The sequence below is a fragment of the Streptococcus oralis genome (assembly GCF_026782375.1).
Lineage (GTDB): Bacteria > Bacillota > Bacilli > Lactobacillales > Streptococcaceae > Streptococcus > Streptococcus oralis_CL.
In genome coordinates, this window is sequence record NZ_JAKUWJ010000002.1 from 217944 (window position 1) to 232254 (window position 14311).

Below are 14311 nucleotides of genomic sequence, written 5' to 3' on the forward strand. Positions count from 1 at the left end.
CTTTTCATTATTAGTTATTTAAGGCTGCTGCCATTGTAGCTGCAACTTCTGCTTCGAAGTCGTTCGCAGCTTTTTCGATACCTTCACCAACTTCAAAGCGAGCGAACTCAACTACTGAAGCGTTAACTGATTCAAGGTATGCTTCAACTGTCTTACTATCGTCCATGATGTAGACTTGTGCAAGAAGTGTGTACGCTTGGTCAACCTTAGTGTTGTCAAGCATGAAGCGATCCATTTTACCTGGGATGATTTTGTCCCAGATTTTTTCTGGTTTGCCTTCTGCAGCCAACTCAGCTTTGATGTCAGCTTCTGCTTGAGCAATCACTTCATCAGTCAATTGTGCTTTTGATCCATACTTCAAGTGTGGAAGGGCTGGTTTACCAACCATTGCACGGCTTTCGTTGTCTTGATCAATTACGTGGTTCAATTGAGCCAACTCATCTTTAACAAATTGCTCATCCAATTCTTTGTAAGAAAGAACTGTTGGTTTCATCGCAGCAATGTGCATTGAGATTTGTTTAGCAAGAGCTTCGTCTCCACCTTCAATAACAGAGATAACACCGATACGGCCACCATTGTGTTGGTAAGCTCCAAAGTGTTGTGCATCTGTTTTTTCAATCAAAGCAAAACGACGGAATGAGATTTTTTCTCCGATAGTTGCTGTTGCAGATACATACGCTGCTTCAAGAGTTTCACCTGAAGGCATTGTCAAAGCGAGAGCTTCTTCATTGTTAGCTGGTTTTCCTTCAGCAATTACTTTAGCTGTAGCATTTACCAAGTCAACGAATTGAGCGTTTTTCGCAACGAAGTCAGTTTCAGCGTTTACTTCAACTACTGCTGCAACGTTACCGTTAACAAATACACCTGTCAAACCTTCTGCAGCAACACGGTCAGCTTTCTTAGCTGCCTTCGCCATACCTTTTTCGCGAAGCAATTCGATCGCTTTTTCGATATCACCGTCTGTTTCTACAAGCGCTTTTTTAGCGTCCATAACACCGGCACCAGATTTTTCACGCAACTCTTTAACAAGTTTAGCTGTAATTTCTGCCATTTTGATTCTCCTATATTTTTTAAAAATAGGAGAGCTGGGCTAGGCCCCGCCCTCCTAGGTAATTACTATTTATATGAATTAAGCGTTGTCGCCTTCTACAACTTCAACGATTTCTTCGATTGAGTCAGCTTGAGCTTCTGAAGCTGCAAATTCTGCTTCAACGGCTGCTGCATCTTCCCCTTGACGTCCTTCGATGATAGCGTCAGCCAATTTAGCTGTGATCAATTTAACAGCGCGGATAGCGTCATCGTTAGCTGGGATGATTACATCGATATCGTCTGGATCAGTGTTTGTGTCAACCATCGCTACAACTGGGATGCCCAATTTTTTAGCTTCTTTAACAGCGATTTGTTCTTTATGTGGGTCAACTACGTACATTACATCTGGGATACGAGGCATGTCTTCGATACCACCCAAGAATTTTTCAAGACGTGCACGTTGTTTGTTAAGAAGTGCAACTTCTTTCTTAGGAAGAACGTCGAAGATTCCTTCTTCTTCCATACGTTTGATTTCTTTCAAACGAGCAATACGTTTTTGGATAGTTCCCCAGTTAGTAAGAGTTCCACCCAACCAACGGTGGTTGATGTAGTATTGACCTGAACGTTCTGCTTCTTCTTTAACAGCGTCAGCAGCTTGTTTTTTAGTACCAACAAACAATACAACTGCATCGTTAGCTGCCGCATCACGCATAAAGTCGTATGCTTGGTCAGCGTATTTTACAGTTTGTTGCAAGTCGATAACGTGGATTCCGTTACGCTCAGTGAAGATGTACTTAGCCATCTTAGGGTTCCAGCGACGAGTTTGGTGACCAAAGTGTACACCAGCCTCAAGAAGTTGTTTCATTGAAATTACTGCCATGAGTATTTCTCCTTTTTGTTTTTTCCTCTCCTCGATTTCAACTTGCAAAACGACCCGAGGGCAACAGTTTCACAATTCATCAAGAATGAGTATTATCGTTTACACGATAAGTTTCATTCTATCATAATTGGAGCTTTATTTCAAGTGATTTTGTTATTTTTTCTTATTAAATTACTAGTTGAAAGCTCTAAATTTAAAACATCTCAACATATACTGCTGAGATGTTCTGATAGCTAATTTTTTTAAATTTAATATAGTGGCAAAATAATTAGTTTATCCTATCTACTTCGAAGTTTCTTACGAATTTTATAAGCTAGATTAAACAAGAAATATAATGAACTAGTTGGATAATTAAACTCACCAGCAAATTCTTCGATAGTAGGATTAAACTTGGATTTAAAGTTAATTAACCCACCCTCTAAGTTGTTTTCAATTCCACCCATATTATGAGTCTCAGCCCCTCGTTCAAAAGAATGTTGAGCTGTCTCAAACCATGTAGGAATAGCAGGTTGATAGTGTCTAAATTCTTCATTCATTCCAGCATATAAGTTTTCAGAAGTTTTCCCAAATTCGATAGTTAAAGTACCAGACAATGGGACAACACTATCTCCTCTATCAATATAGCTCTTAAGAAAAGAAATTTCTTCTTCTAATCGATTTCTCTCTTGCTGATTATCTTTTACTTTACCTTCTTTCGTTTTATCTGTAAACTTCTGCGCTGTTTTTAGATTCTTTTCGAATTGCTTCTCAACTTCTTTCAATCTATTAGGTAGATCTAAATAGCTCAGTGTGATAAAGGAGTGGCTAGGATAAGTAGTCAGTAACTTTTGATAGTAATCTTTGTCTCGTAAACTAATGTTCTTACGAGACTCTGTTTTCTTCATTAAAAATGAAAATTCATCTAATAAATCGAGTCCACCAAATTTTACTTCCAATCCTTTATTTCTTGCAGTTCGGATGGCCTGTCTAGTAGACTTAGAAAGTTGATCCAGTGAAAAATTTTCTTTATGAATATTAGCTTGAAAACGTGGTTGTATATTTTCTGCCATATCCTTTGTTAAGCCTGTCCAATGAACTTTATTTTTTTTCAGTTCTTCAACAATTTCTAAAGTCATAGAATTTTGGACAGTTTCTTGGCCAATAAGACCTCTACTGATAAATAGACTTGGGTCAAATTTAACCATTATTGCATGGCTTTTTTTAGCAAGTTTTTTCAACGTTAAAAGAACAAATTTCAGAAGTTCTTTATCTTCATAATCAATTACTGGACCTCGTGGAATGTAGAACATAGAAAGTCCTAATGGTAGCGGCTGAATTAAGATATTTGCTACTCCAACTAATTGATTGTCTTTATAAAAGCCAACTCTCTCATTCCCCCAAGTATTCTTTATCTTGTACCAATCACTACTCTGCAATAAATTTCCTTGAGGATGATTTTCTAAAAATAAATCCCACTCTTTAACATCAACATTTATTTTATACGTAAACATAACTCCAACACCGACTCCCTTAGAAAACATTCTTTATTAACATGCTACACTCGTACTAAATCCCTACGTTTCATTTTACTTTAACCAAACAATTATAAGAATAGAATAGAATAGAAGTTCAAGTAATTATATAATGCAATTTATTTTTCAGCACTATACAAAGAGTGAGATTAATAAAATCTCACCCTAAATTTAGTAATAATCAGTATATTAGTTTGGATAAATGTATCTTACAGTACCTCTTGATGCTGTCGGATTAAACCATCCACGATAATTTCCGATTGGTTGAGTTCCACTGCCATCATAGTTACACTCAGAAACTTGAATACGAGTTGATGATTCAACTGCTGTAACAACTGCTACGTGACCGTATCCTCCATCATCCCATGAAGCAATTGCGCCAACTTGTGGTGTAGAACCTGTACGGAAACCTGCAGCCGCTGCACTAGCTGCCCACTGACCACCATTACCCCAATAATCACCGGCCCATGGAGCCAAGGTCTTAGCACCCCATGTACATTGACCTACAGGATAACTTGAAGCATTTGAGCTATATGTTGGACGAGTTCTAGTTACAGTTGGAGCAGGTGCTGGAGTGTAGCTTGAATCATCATCTGATGAAGAGCTTGAAGCTGCTTGCACTTGATCTGAAAGTGTTGTATTTCCAGAAGCAACAACTGATTGTTGTTGGCTTGTTTGACGTGCTTTATAAGCTGCCTCTGCCTCAGCTGCTGCTTTCGCTTCTGCCTCAGCTGTTGCTTTTTGTTCCAACAATGTTGCTTTCTCACCTTCTGCAGTTGCTTTCTCAGCAGCAAGGTTCAACTCAGCAACTTTCAACTCAGCTTGCTTTGTTGTCAATGTTTGTGCATCGTCAGCAAGAGTTTGTTGGTTGGCAATTACGGTATTGATAGCTTCGTTATTCGCAACTTGTTTTTCAGCAATTGATTTTTTATCAGCCTTTTGTTGTTCCAACATTTTGTTGTTAGCTGATACAATCTCGCTCATAGCTGCAACTCGTGAAATAGCTTCAGTAATTGATTTTGAGTTTACAATTGTGTTGATGTAGCTAGTTGCAGCACCATTTGTTTGTGCGCTACGTGCTTGTTTTTCCAATGAGTCATTACGAGCAACAATGTTCTTAGAAAGCTCTGTAATTTCTCCTTCAAGCTTTTTAGACTCAGCTTGTAGTGTTTCATTTTCAGCTTGCAAGCTTGCTTGTTGTGTTTGAATAGCTGTAACTTGCGTTTGGATTTCATCTACTTCTTTTTGAGCTTCTTTTTGTTTAGCTGACAAGTCACTAATTTTACTATCTTGAGCAGCAATTTTTTCATCAGTTGTTTCAGCATGAACAGTTGTTAATACCGCCGTTTGTGAAACCAATACTGTACTTAACAAAAGTGACGCTAAGATTTTTTTCTTCATATTATGTAGATACTCCTTCTATTTAAGACATTACTAGTATACCAAAAAAAGACATAATAAATATTACGCCTTTGTTACATTTATATTTCTTTCTCATAGATAATATTTTTCAAAAATGTATTGGAAAATCACCATCCATAAGAAGTTCAGAATCATTGATGGGACAAGACTATAGACAATGAAAACTGGCATAGAATCTACCGTCAATCCTACAGCTAAAGCCAGAAGATAACTCCCCATATCAAACAGAAAACTGATTACAATAATAGTCAGCATCCTTGTCCAACGATTTGTCAGAATCACACTGTTAAACTTGTGGAGCGAAGCACCAATCACGATAAACAAAAGCGTGGCAATTCCAATCAAGTGGAAAAAATAAATATCGTAAACCAAACCCACTATACAACAATAGGCTAGATAGAGATACTCTGACACCTCGATTGTCTCAAATAAGAGAAACAAGAATAGAAAATGACTGGCTAAATGAAAGTGGGGGAAGAAGGATCCCACCAATTGACCAATATGAGCATCAACTAGAACGGCAACAGGGAGTAAAAAGAAAATACCAACTTGTTTAAACAGTCTCATTACGAATTCCCCACTAACTCTACCACATGAAGATCTTTGGTGTCAGCACTCAACTTTACTGTTACCTCTCGTGTTAGATAGTCACTACTGTGCGATGTGGCAACAACCTCACCAACAGGAATATCCTTAACATTAAAGTTTCCGAGCCCCCCTGTCGTCACCTTGTCTCCCGCGCTAATGTCGCTATTACTATTTAATTGACTAATTTTAAGCAGTTCGGTTTCCTTGTCATAACCAACGATGATTCCATAAATTTCAGTAGAACCATGCAGAATTTTAACGGAAATTTTGTCGGAATTTTCAGTGTTTGTCAATAAGTTGACCGTTGTTGAATGCTCCTCTACTTTTGAAACACTACCAATCAAGCCACCGTTTGCAATGGCCAACATGTTTTCAGAAACTCCTTTTGAACTTCCCACATCAATTGTCAACTCTTGCTTCCAAGACACAGGAGCTCGCATAATCACATCTGCTGCTAGGGTTTTTGTCGCCTGTAATTTTGACTTCATCTCTAGAAGCTGACGTAGTTGTTCATTTTCTGTTTTTAAACGTTCTGATTGATTAGACTCCACCTCTAGTTGATAGAGTTGTTTTTTTAGACTTTCGTTTTCATTGTAAGTCTGCGTCAAATGTCCCAAATCCGATTTGAAAGCATCAAACCACTGAAAGGGTTTTTGAACAATTCTATCTACTAAGGAAATGCCATCTCCTAGTTTTGTCACAATAGCACTTGAATAGGTTGTCACTAATAGTACAGAAACTGCCAGAACTGTGACAAAAACGATGATTAGATATTTTGATTTTTTAAAACGGTTCATATTCCTACCTTTTTACTAAAGATCTACTACTGTGATTTTTTTATAAATCTTACAAATCCACTAAGATTTTAAGAAAAATAAGAGACATCCCAGCACCAGAATCACAAGAATCGCCAGTGTATCCTTTTGACACCATCTCAACTGTCTATACTGGCTTCTACCCTTTCCTCCCTGATAACCACGCGCTTCCATGGCTATTGCCAATGAATCTGCACGCTTTAAGCTCGTCGCAAAAAGAGGAATTAAAATCGGAATCATAGCCTTTACTTTTTGAACGATACTACCTTCGCCAAAGTCAACTCCACGAGCCTTCTGAGCATTCATAATTCTCGTCGTGTCATCCATCAAGGTTGGAACAAAACGCAAACTCATTGATAACATGAGACCAATTTCATGAACGGGAACTTTCACGCGTTTCAGAGGTGCTAAAAGAGATTCAACTGCAGCTGCCAGACTCAAAGGCATGGTCGTTAAGGTTAGCAAAGTCGAAAAGAAAATAATCAATACAAAACGACAGAAAATAATCCCAGCTTGTTGCAAAGCATAATCCGTTATTATTATAAAAGAAAACTCAAATAAGACATTTCCACTTGAAATGAAAAAGAGTTGAAATAGAGTCGTAAAAGCAATCAAGAAAAACATGGATTTTAATCCCTGAACAAAAAATGAGAGGGAAACACCCGACAAAGCGATAAATATACCTGTCGCTACAAAAAGAATGAGATTGGCCAGGGGATTATTGGCCCAAAATACAATCAAAATCAACAGGATCATAGCGAGCAATTTACTACGGGGATCCAAGCGATGAATGATGGAATCTCCTGGTATATAACGCCCTAAAATCATACTATCCATTTAGCGACTCCTTAAACTCCTCTATCTTGATTGGCAGTTTTTTAAAAGCTACACCTCTATCTGCCAAACGTTTACAAAAGGCTGTTATTTTAGGCACACCTAACTGCACCTTTTCCATAGAGGCTACATCTTGGAAAACATCACTCGGTTTGCCACTTTTGACTAAACGCCCCTTCTCCATAACATAGACCTGATCAGCATACGTAGCTACATCATCCATCAAATGCGTTACCAGGACGATTGTCATTCCAGCAAGGTGAAGTTTTTTAAACAGGGTCATCAATTCTTTTCTGCCCAAAGGATCTAGTCCAGCTGTTGGCTCATCCAAAACCAAGACAGTAGGCTCCATGGCTAGTATCCCTGCAATGGCCACACGTCTCATCTGACCACCCGAAAGTTCAAATGGACTCCTCTCAAAGAGTGACTCATCAATGCCCACCAAGGCTAACTTTTCACGCGCAATTTCCTGTGCTTCTTCCTCAGAAACTCCAAAATTTTGTGGTCCAAACGCAACATCTTTCAAAACAGTTTCTTCGAAAATCTGATTTTCAGCAAATTGAAACACTAGACCGACTTGCTTTCGAATCTGTCGAATTTCTTTATTTGTTGATGTAGGAGTAATGACGGTATCGAAAACTCGAACAGAACCCTTACTTGGAAGCAATAGGCCATTTAAAAGCTGTAAGATGGTCGATTTTCCACTACCTGTATGTCCTATCAAAGCTGTATAGGAGCCGTCCTCAATCGCCAAGGAAACATCAGTCAAGGCTGATGAAGATAGGGGTGTCCCCTCTTGATAGGTAAAGCTCACATTTTCTAGAGTAATTCCCATAACTTGTCCTCTAGCTCTCCTTCTGTCAAATAACCATCTGGCAACTGATAGCCTGTCTCTCTCAAAGATTCTCTCAATTGATTCGTAAAGGGATCATCTAAGCCTATCTGGTCAAGGTCGTCCCGAGAAAAAAGTTCTCTGGGGCTAATGGTTGACTCCACTTGGCCTTTTTTCATGACCAATACACGGTCACTCATCGCAACTTCTTCCAAGTCATGCGTAATGGAGACAACTGTCATCTGATAGTCTTTTCGAATCTCTTGAACTGTCTGAATCAGTTCTCTGCGCCCCTCGGGATCCAACATACTTGTAGCCTCGTCCAGAATCAAAATAGCAGGTCTCAAGGCAACAACTCCTGCAATGGCCACCCGTTGTTTTTGTCCACCAGATAAGCGGGCTGGTTCTCTCTTCTTAAAGTCTAGCATACCTACTAACTCCAAAGATTCAGCCACTCTTTTCTTCATTTCTTCACGAGGAAGTCCCTGATTTTCTAGACCGAAGGCAACATCATCTTCAACAGTTGCCCCAACAAATTGATTATCTGGATTTTGAAAAACCATACCAATTTGACGACGCAAGTCCCAAACATTCTCCGAGGATAGCAATTGGCCATCTATCCAGATTTCTCCAGACTCCGCTTCAAGCAAGCCATCAATCAAACGAATAGTTGTTGACTTCCCACTCCCATTATGGCCTACGATTGAGAGCCACTCCCCACGTTTCACGTGAAACGTAACGCTGTTAACATCATAATACTCTTGATCTTCTTTGTATCGAAAAGACAGATCTTTTACTTCAATAATCGATTTCATTTCGAACCAAATGTCCCTTTGAATAGATGAGCGCTACCCTTGAAATAATCATAACCAGAGTAGATAGTGAAAAACAAAGCGATATAAAGCAACAGTTGCCCAATTAAATTCCAATGTAAGAGCAAAAAGATAATGGCAAACATTTGACTAAAGGTCTTGATTTTCCCAGGCATCGCTGCCGCCAGAACTGTTCCACCCGTCTCAACGAGCAACAGACGAAGGCCTGTCACAGCGAGTTCACGACAGATGATAATAGCAACAACCCAAGCTGGAGCCATACCCAACTCAATCAACATGATAAAAGCTGACATAACCAACAACTTATCCGCCATTGGATCTGCAAACTTTCCAAAGTTGCTAACCACATTCCATTTACGAGCAAGGTAACCATCAAGATAATCTGTCACACTAGCAACTGCAAAGATAATCGCTGCCAGCAGGTGACTGCCTTGTGAATCGTCCAAAGTCAAAATAAGAATAAAGAGAGGTATAAAGAGAATTCTACCAATTGTTAATACATTAGGGATTTGTTCTTTTTTCATTGGTTCTTCCTTAATCTGTAGTAAATGTAAGTGTTACAGTTCCAGTCTGAGTTGTCAGCTTCGAGGTATCGATTGTTTGATTGTCCACAGTTAAAGTAACTCCCTTCACTACACCCAAAGTAATCGTCACAGGTTCTTTCGTTGAAACTGTTGTTTTTGCGTTTTTATTGTCTGATGACAAGGTCACCCCACCTTCAAGGTCACTTCCTGAAACACTTACCCAGCTAGTTGCATCCGAAACAGTCAGCTGAACCGTGGCTGTTTCCTTACTCGTTTTATAGCGGGCTTCAATGCGGTTTCCTTCACCTGAAACGGTAATAGTTGATTCCGCAGTAGAAGATGAGCTTGATACCTGACTACTAAAAGATGAATTAGATGAGGTTGTTGAACTAGTTGAGTTCACAACACTATAGTTAGCTGAAGAAGGACTTGGCTGAGTTTGGATGTAGTTCCAAACATAGTAAGTCACAAAAATTAAAATTGATAAAGCAAATAGCACAAAATAAAATAAAGGGAGATAAGAAGTTTTTTTCTTATTTGATCGTCTACGACCAGACAAGTCTTCTTCATCAACATCGACCTCTTCATAGGTGATCATACTACCTGAATCATAGGCATCCAAGACAATTCTTTCATCTAACTCTACTGCCCAAGCATATTTTCTTAAAAAAGAACGAGCGTAAAAGGTACTAGGAAGTTGATCGAAATCATCCGCCTCCATTGCTTCTAGAAAATTCAACTGAATTTCAGTTTTTTCCTGCAATTCTTCTATACTCAATCCCTGGTTAATTCTAGCTAAACGCAGAACCTCGCCAATTGTTTTTTTTCTCATACTTACCATTCCTTCTTTCTAGTGTTCTTGCCTTATTTAGGCTGGAAAAATTGTAAAATCAACTAGATCACCATCATCAATCAAACGATGTCCAGCTTCAAGAACATCTTCCAAAGTAATTTCCTGTAAAATTTTCGGAAAATCAAAAATTGTTTCTCCGAGATCCATAGGATCGTATTGAGTTGCAATAAATTCCAAGGAGTTCATACTACTGAAAAATTCTCCAAACATCTCACTCTTAACAAGATCGAGATGCTCCTCAGTAATATCTGCATCACTACTAAACTGACGAATCGCTTTCCGAAATTGGTGCGACAAAGAAACAGGTTCCTTGGTATCCATCGTCAATATCACAAAATGAAAGCGACTATTTACCTCAACCTCTAGTGACAATGACGCATCTAACTTCCCTGTCTCGTATAATCTTTGAAAACGATCCGAGGTCCAGCCAAACATCATCGTAAATAGCAATTTCAATAAAATGTTGTAACGATAAGACTCCTCTTCCGTTATTTGACCAGTTCCTCTAATAGCAACAGCAAGTTTTGGTAAAGAAACTTCCATCCGAAGACTATCTGTTTGCTTCACAGGTTGCAAAGGTAGTTGCTCTTTTGAAACTGTAAACTGCTCTAAAATCTTATTTTCCTTTTTCGAAAAGTATTCCTCAATGAGCTCCACATCAATATTTCCAACTAAAAATAGAGACATGTTGACAGGTTTGTAAAAGTCTGTAAAGTTCTCTTTTAAATTTGAAACTTGAATCTCAGAAATTGATTTTTCACTCCCAACAATATCTGTTGCTAAAGAAGTACCAGGATAAAGATTGGCTAATGTTGCAAAAAACAAACGCGAATCTGGATCATCTTGATACATTTCTCGTTCTTGCTGGATAATATCTTGTTCCCTCAAAACAGACTCTTCTGTAAAATGAGCATCTCCAACTAACTCATCAAGCAAATCTAAATTATCTAATAAATGGTCAATTGTTGAAAAAAGATAGCTGGTCTTAGTAAAGCTTGTAAAGGCATTACTGTCCGCACCTAATCGAGTAAAAGCAGCCATTATATCCTCAGAGTTTGCTCTTTCAAACAATTTATGTTCAAGAAAATGTGCAATTCCTGCTGGATGATGACGTAAACCTTTTTCCAAACTTGTATAAGTTGCATCTACAGAGCCAAATTGAACCGTTACAACCCCGTAAACCTCATTGAAATCTTGCTTAGGGAGTAAAGAAACTGTCAACCCATTTGACAATTGTGTTTTGTACACTCTTTCCTTTACAGCAGAATAGTATTTTTCTTCAAAAGTAACCCTTGTCATTCTACTCCTTCCATAAAGTAAATCGCTTGTAACTTCAAACTGTGGGCAGCTTTACATACAGCTTCTTTATCGACACTCTCTAATTTTTCCAACAACCGGTCAATGTCAAAAGTCGCTTTTCCAAATAGTGCAGTTAAATAGATTCTTTCAACTAGGGTATGCTGACTATCTTGAGCAATCAATAAAGATCTTCGAATCATCTCCTTAGTTTGATTAAGCTCAAAATCTGTAAAGTTGCCCTTTTTCAAATCCATCAACTGATGATTCATCATTTTTCTAGCTTGATTCCGATTTCCTCTATCGATGCCTGCATACATTCTTAACAAGCCACTAAACAGATCCAACTGACTAGAGACCGTATAGGCTATCCCAGCATTCTCACGAACGTTTGTAAAAAGTTTCGAATGTGCAAATTCCCCCAACAAACCATTCATAACAAGCATAGGCAGATGCTGATCATCACCATATTTTACAGGAGAATGATAGCCCATTTCCAAAATAGATTGTCCAACATTTCTCTGAACCATTCCTTCTTGTAAAACATTCGAATAAGACTGATGGTACTGGATGCTAACATCGCTCTTTCTAGCTGTAAAGGGCAATGATTTCAGTGATTCTGTAATTTCTACTTCATTAAAATCACCTAAGAAAAAGAAATCAATTTGATCATTTTTCAGAGCATCTTGAAAACAAGTGTAGCTACTTTCTGGAGACTCATTTGAAATGCTATTTCGTAAATCACTGTATCTCAATTGAAGACGCTCATCATGGAATAACAAGCCGTCTAACTCCTTATGAGCAAAATAAAATGAATCATCCATATCAGTAGCTAAGCTAGCCAATAATTGCTTTTTTTCAATTTCAAACAAGTTTGGCTCAAAAGCTCCATCTAAAACTAAGGGGGCAAATAAAGTCTTTTCTACCAATTCCAAAATTCGAGAAGTCAAGACATTTTTTTTACTCAAAAACTCATCTCGTACATAGGTAAAGGTTAAGTCAAGAATATGTGCCTGTCCTCTACGATAAGCACTCGTAGAAATATCTGCTCCGTACAAACTTGCTAAATATTTACGAAAAGCTTGAGAAGTTGGGTAAGCTTTATTGGCAGTCTCCAACATACTCGCACTTAACATGCGTCCTGCTACTGTCTCAAGAGATAAGGAAGCAGTAAAACGAACAGTGATTTTATTTGTTTTAAACTTTTTGGATTGAACAAAATGTGCTGAAATTCCAGGCACTAACTCCATACCTTACCTCCTTACATATAGAGTTCTATTATATCACGAAAAGGAAAATATTTCTTATTCTCTTTACCGCTTTTAAAATAAAAATCGTTTTCATTTCCAGTGATTTCGCTCACTTAATTCTAAGAAATATGGTATAATACCTTAGATTGAGGTGAATTATGGAATACAAATTATTTGAAGAATTTATTACGCTCCAAGCCCTCCTAAAAGAGCTTGGAATTATACAAAGCGGTGGTGCTATTAAATCCTTTTTGATGGAACATCAAGTTTACTTTAATGGTGAATTAGAAACTAGACGTGGGAAAAAAATTCGTGTTGGAGATGCGATTGACATCCCTGATTTAAAGATTGACATCACCTTGACACAACCAAGTTTAAAAGAGCAAGAAGAATACCAAGCAGATAAGATTGAAAAAGAGCGGATTGCTAAACTTGTCAAAGAGATGAACAAGGGTGTAAAGAAAGAAAAACAAAAAACTGCTTTATCACCTAAAACCAAACAAGCTCCACGTTTTCCAGGAAGATAATCATGTGGCTCCAACATTTAACAATAAAAACCTTTCGCAACTACAAAGAGACGAAAATTGATTTCAATCCAAAACTAAACGTTTTTCTAGGTCAAAACGCACAAGGAAAGACCAACATTCTAGAAGCAATCTATTTTTTGGCCTTAACACGTAGTCATCGGACTCGAACAGATAAAAATCTCATTCATTTTGATGAAGAACAACTCCATCTTTCTGGCTTGCTACAGAAAAAAACAGGTTCTATCCCACTAGAAATTGATTTAACACCAAAAGGTCGTGTGACTAAAGTCAATCACTTAAAGCAAGCTCGACTATCAGACTACATCGGACATATGAATGTAGTTCTCTTCGCACCTGAGGATCTCCAGTTAATTAAAGGAGCACCCTCTGTCCGTCGAAAGTTTATAGATATCGAACTGGGACAAATTAAACCAATCTACTTGTCAGACTTGTCAAACTATAACCATATACTCAAGCAAAGAAACACTTACCTAAAATCCAGTCAAAAGATTGACGAAACATTTCTGTCGGTCTTAGATGATCAATTAGTAGAGTATGGTTGTCGTGTCATAAAACATCGAATAAAATTCATCAAAGACCTAGAGAAATTTGGTCAAAAAAAGCACTTAGAAATTTCAAATCAGTCAGAAGAGTTGTCAATATCTTATCAATCAACTGTCAACTTCACTAATGAAGAAGTCTTAATGGATTCTTTTAAAATTGCTTTAGAAAAAAGTAGATCAAGAGATTTATTTAAAAAGAATACTGGTGTTGGCCCTCATCGAGATGACATTGCTTTCTATATCAACGGTATGGATGCTAGTTTTGGAAGTCAAGGGCAACATCGTAGTCTTGTGCTTTCTATCAAACTAGCAGAGATTGAACTAATGGAAAGCATTACTAACGAGTCTCCAATACTCTTGCTTGACGATGTTATGAGCGAGCTTGACAACACACGACAACTAAAATTACTAGAAACTATTTCACAATCTATCCAGACCTTCATCACAACAACAAGTTTAGATCACTTACAAAACTTGCCAGAAAATCTTAGCATTTTCAACATCCAAAACGGTGAAATATCTGTAAATTAAAATTGACAACTTTGTAAACAAAA

15 protein-coding genes are annotated in these 14311 nt (G+C 37.9%); 2 read left to right on the forward strand and 13 right to left on the reverse strand.

Annotation, left to right across the window (positions count from 1 at the left end):
• Positions 1 to 10: 10 nt before the first annotated feature.
• The 13 genes from tsf to yfmF form a co-directional block, all read right to left on the reverse strand.
• Positions 11 to 1051 carry a translation elongation factor Ts gene (gene tsf / locus MK409_RS06660; RefSeq protein WP_268705752.1) on the reverse strand — a complete coding sequence of 347 codons (1041 nt, stop codon included), beginning with the start codon at positions 1049 to 1051 and terminating at the stop codon, positions 11 to 13.
• 78 nt (positions 1052 to 1129) lie between these two features.
• The gene (gene rpsB / locus MK409_RS06665) at positions 1130 to 1909 is read right to left on the reverse strand and encodes a 30S ribosomal protein S2 (protein ID WP_000268475.1); all 780 of its coding nucleotides are present in this window, start codon (positions 1907 to 1909) and stop codon (positions 1130 to 1132) included.
• Positions 1910 to 2187: 278 nt separating this feature from the next.
• Positions 2188 to 3399 carry an aminoacyltransferase gene (locus MK409_RS06670; RefSeq protein WP_268705790.1) on the reverse strand — a complete coding sequence of 404 codons (1212 nt, stop codon included), beginning with the start codon at positions 3397 to 3399 and terminating at the stop codon, positions 2188 to 2190.
• 210 nt (positions 3400 to 3609) lie between these two features.
• Complete coding sequence (pcsB, locus tag MK409_RS06675) at positions 3610 to 4821, reverse strand: peptidoglycan hydrolase PcsB (protein WP_268705753.1); 1212 nt, start codon at positions 4819 to 4821, stop codon at positions 3610 to 3612.
• A 93-nt stretch (positions 4822 to 4914) separates the two neighbouring features.
• The gene (gene mreD / locus MK409_RS06680) at positions 4915 to 5409 is read right to left on the reverse strand and encodes a rod shape-determining protein MreD (RefSeq protein ID WP_268705754.1); all 495 of its coding nucleotides are present in this window, start codon (positions 5407 to 5409) and stop codon (positions 4915 to 4917) included.
• The gene (gene mreC / locus MK409_RS06685) at positions 5409 to 6227 is read right to left on the reverse strand and encodes a rod shape-determining protein MreC (protein WP_268705755.1); all 819 of its coding nucleotides are present in this window, start codon (positions 6225 to 6227) and stop codon (positions 5409 to 5411) included. Before mreC ends, mreD begins: the two co-directional genes overlap by 1 nt.
• Before the next feature lie 60 nt (positions 6228 to 6287).
• Entirely contained in the window at positions 6288 to 7082 is a 795-nt protein-coding gene (locus MK409_RS06690) for an energy-coupling factor transporter transmembrane component T family protein (RefSeq protein WP_268705756.1), read from the reverse strand.
• On the reverse strand, positions 7075 to 7914 hold the full coding sequence (locus tag MK409_RS06695) for an energy-coupling factor transporter ATPase (RefSeq protein ID WP_268705757.1): 840 nt from the start codon (positions 7912 to 7914) through the stop codon (positions 7075 to 7077). Before MK409_RS06695 ends, MK409_RS06690 begins: the two co-directional genes overlap by 8 nt.
• Entirely contained in the window at positions 7899 to 8726 is an 828-nt protein-coding gene (locus MK409_RS06700; protein ID WP_268705758.1) for an energy-coupling factor ABC transporter ATP-binding protein, read from the reverse strand. The genes MK409_RS06695 and MK409_RS06700 overlap by 16 nt, the downstream gene beginning before the upstream one ends.
• Positions 8723 to 9268, reverse strand: coding sequence for a CDP-diacylglycerol--glycerol-3-phosphate 3-phosphatidyltransferase (gene pgsA, locus MK409_RS06705; RefSeq protein ID WP_000712145.1), 546 nt, complete (start codon positions 9266 to 9268; stop codon positions 8723 to 8725). Before pgsA ends, MK409_RS06700 begins: the two co-directional genes overlap by 4 nt.
• A 10-nt stretch (positions 9269 to 9278) precedes the next feature.
• Positions 9279 to 10100: a cytoskeleton protein RodZ gene (gene rodZ / locus MK409_RS06710; RefSeq protein WP_268705759.1), complete on the reverse strand. Its 822-nt coding sequence runs from the start codon at positions 10098 to 10100 to the stop codon at positions 9279 to 9281.
• A gap of 36 nt (positions 10101 to 10136) precedes the next feature.
• Positions 10137 to 11420, reverse strand: a complete 1284-nt coding sequence (gene yfmH, locus MK409_RS06715) for an EF-P 5-aminopentanol modification-associated protein YfmH (RefSeq protein WP_268705760.1) — start codon at positions 11418 to 11420, stop codon at positions 10137 to 10139.
• On the reverse strand, positions 11417 to 12667 hold the full coding sequence (yfmF, locus tag MK409_RS06720) for an EF-P 5-aminopentanol modification-associated protein YfmF (RefSeq protein ID WP_268705761.1): 1251 nt from the start codon (positions 12665 to 12667) through the stop codon (positions 11417 to 11419). Before yfmF ends, yfmH begins: the two co-directional genes overlap by 4 nt.
• Before the next feature lie 158 nt (positions 12668 to 12825).
• Between yfmF and yaaA the strand changes: the two genes are divergently transcribed.
• Entirely contained in the window at positions 12826 to 13194 is a 369-nt protein-coding gene (gene yaaA, locus MK409_RS06725) for a S4 domain-containing protein YaaA (protein WP_000455886.1), read from the forward strand.
• Positions 13195 to 13196: 2 nt separating this feature from the next.
• On the forward strand, positions 13197 to 14288 hold the full coding sequence (gene recF / locus MK409_RS06730; RefSeq protein ID WP_268705762.1) for a DNA replication/repair protein RecF: 1092 nt from the start codon (positions 13197 to 13199) through the stop codon (positions 14286 to 14288).
• Positions 14289 to 14311: the final 23 nt, after the last annotated feature.

Bases quoted from the DNA above. Each gene is read 5' to 3' on its own strand.
- yaaA (WP_000455886.1), top strand. From the start codon at position 12,826: ATGGAATACAAATTATTTGAAGAATTTATTACGCTCCAAGCCCTCCTA.
- pgsA (WP_000712145.1), bottom strand. From the start codon at position 9,268: ATGAAAAAAGAACAAATCCCTAATGTATTAACAATTGGTAGAATTCTC.
- mreC (WP_268705755.1), bottom strand. From the start codon at position 6,227: ATGAACCGTTTTAAAAAATCAAAATATCTAATCATCGTTTTTGTCACA.
- MK409_RS06690 (WP_268705756.1), bottom strand. From the start codon at position 7,082: ATGGATAGTATGATTTTAGGGCGTTATATACCAGGAGATTCCATCATT.
- pcsB (WP_268705753.1), bottom strand. From the start codon at position 4,821: ATGAAGAAAAAAATCTTAGCGTCACTTTTGTTAAGTACAGTATTGGTT.
- MK409_RS06695 (WP_268705757.1), bottom strand. From the start codon at position 7,914: ATGGGAATTACTCTAGAAAATGTGAGCTTTACCTATCAAGAGGGGACA.
- yfmF (WP_268705761.1), bottom strand. From the start codon at position 12,667: ATGGAGTTAGTGCCTGGAATTTCAGCACATTTTGTTCAATCCAAAAAG.
- recF (WP_268705762.1), top strand. From the start codon at position 13,197: ATGTGGCTCCAACATTTAACAATAAAAACCTTTCGCAACTACAAAGAG.
- mreD (WP_268705754.1), bottom strand. From the start codon at position 5,409: ATGAGACTGTTTAAACAAGTTGGTATTTTCTTTTTACTCCCTGTTGCC.
- tsf (WP_268705752.1), bottom strand. From the start codon at position 1,051: ATGGCAGAAATTACAGCTAAACTTGTTAAAGAGTTGCGTGAAAAATCT.
- yfmH (WP_268705760.1), bottom strand. From the start codon at position 11,420: ATGACAAGGGTTACTTTTGAAGAAAAATACTATTCTGCTGTAAAGGAA.
- MK409_RS06700 (WP_268705758.1), bottom strand. From the start codon at position 8,726: ATGAAATCGATTATTGAAGTAAAAGATCTGTCTTTTCGATACAAAGAA.
- rpsB (WP_000268475.1), bottom strand. From the start codon at position 1,909: ATGGCAGTAATTTCAATGAAACAACTTCTTGAGGCTGGTGTACACTTT.
- MK409_RS06670 (WP_268705790.1), bottom strand. From the start codon at position 3,399: ATGTTTACGTATAAAATAAATGTTGATGTTAAAGAGTGGGATTTATTT.
- rodZ (WP_268705759.1), bottom strand. From the start codon at position 10,100: ATGAGAAAAAAAACAATTGGCGAGGTTCTGCGTTTAGCTAGAATTAAC.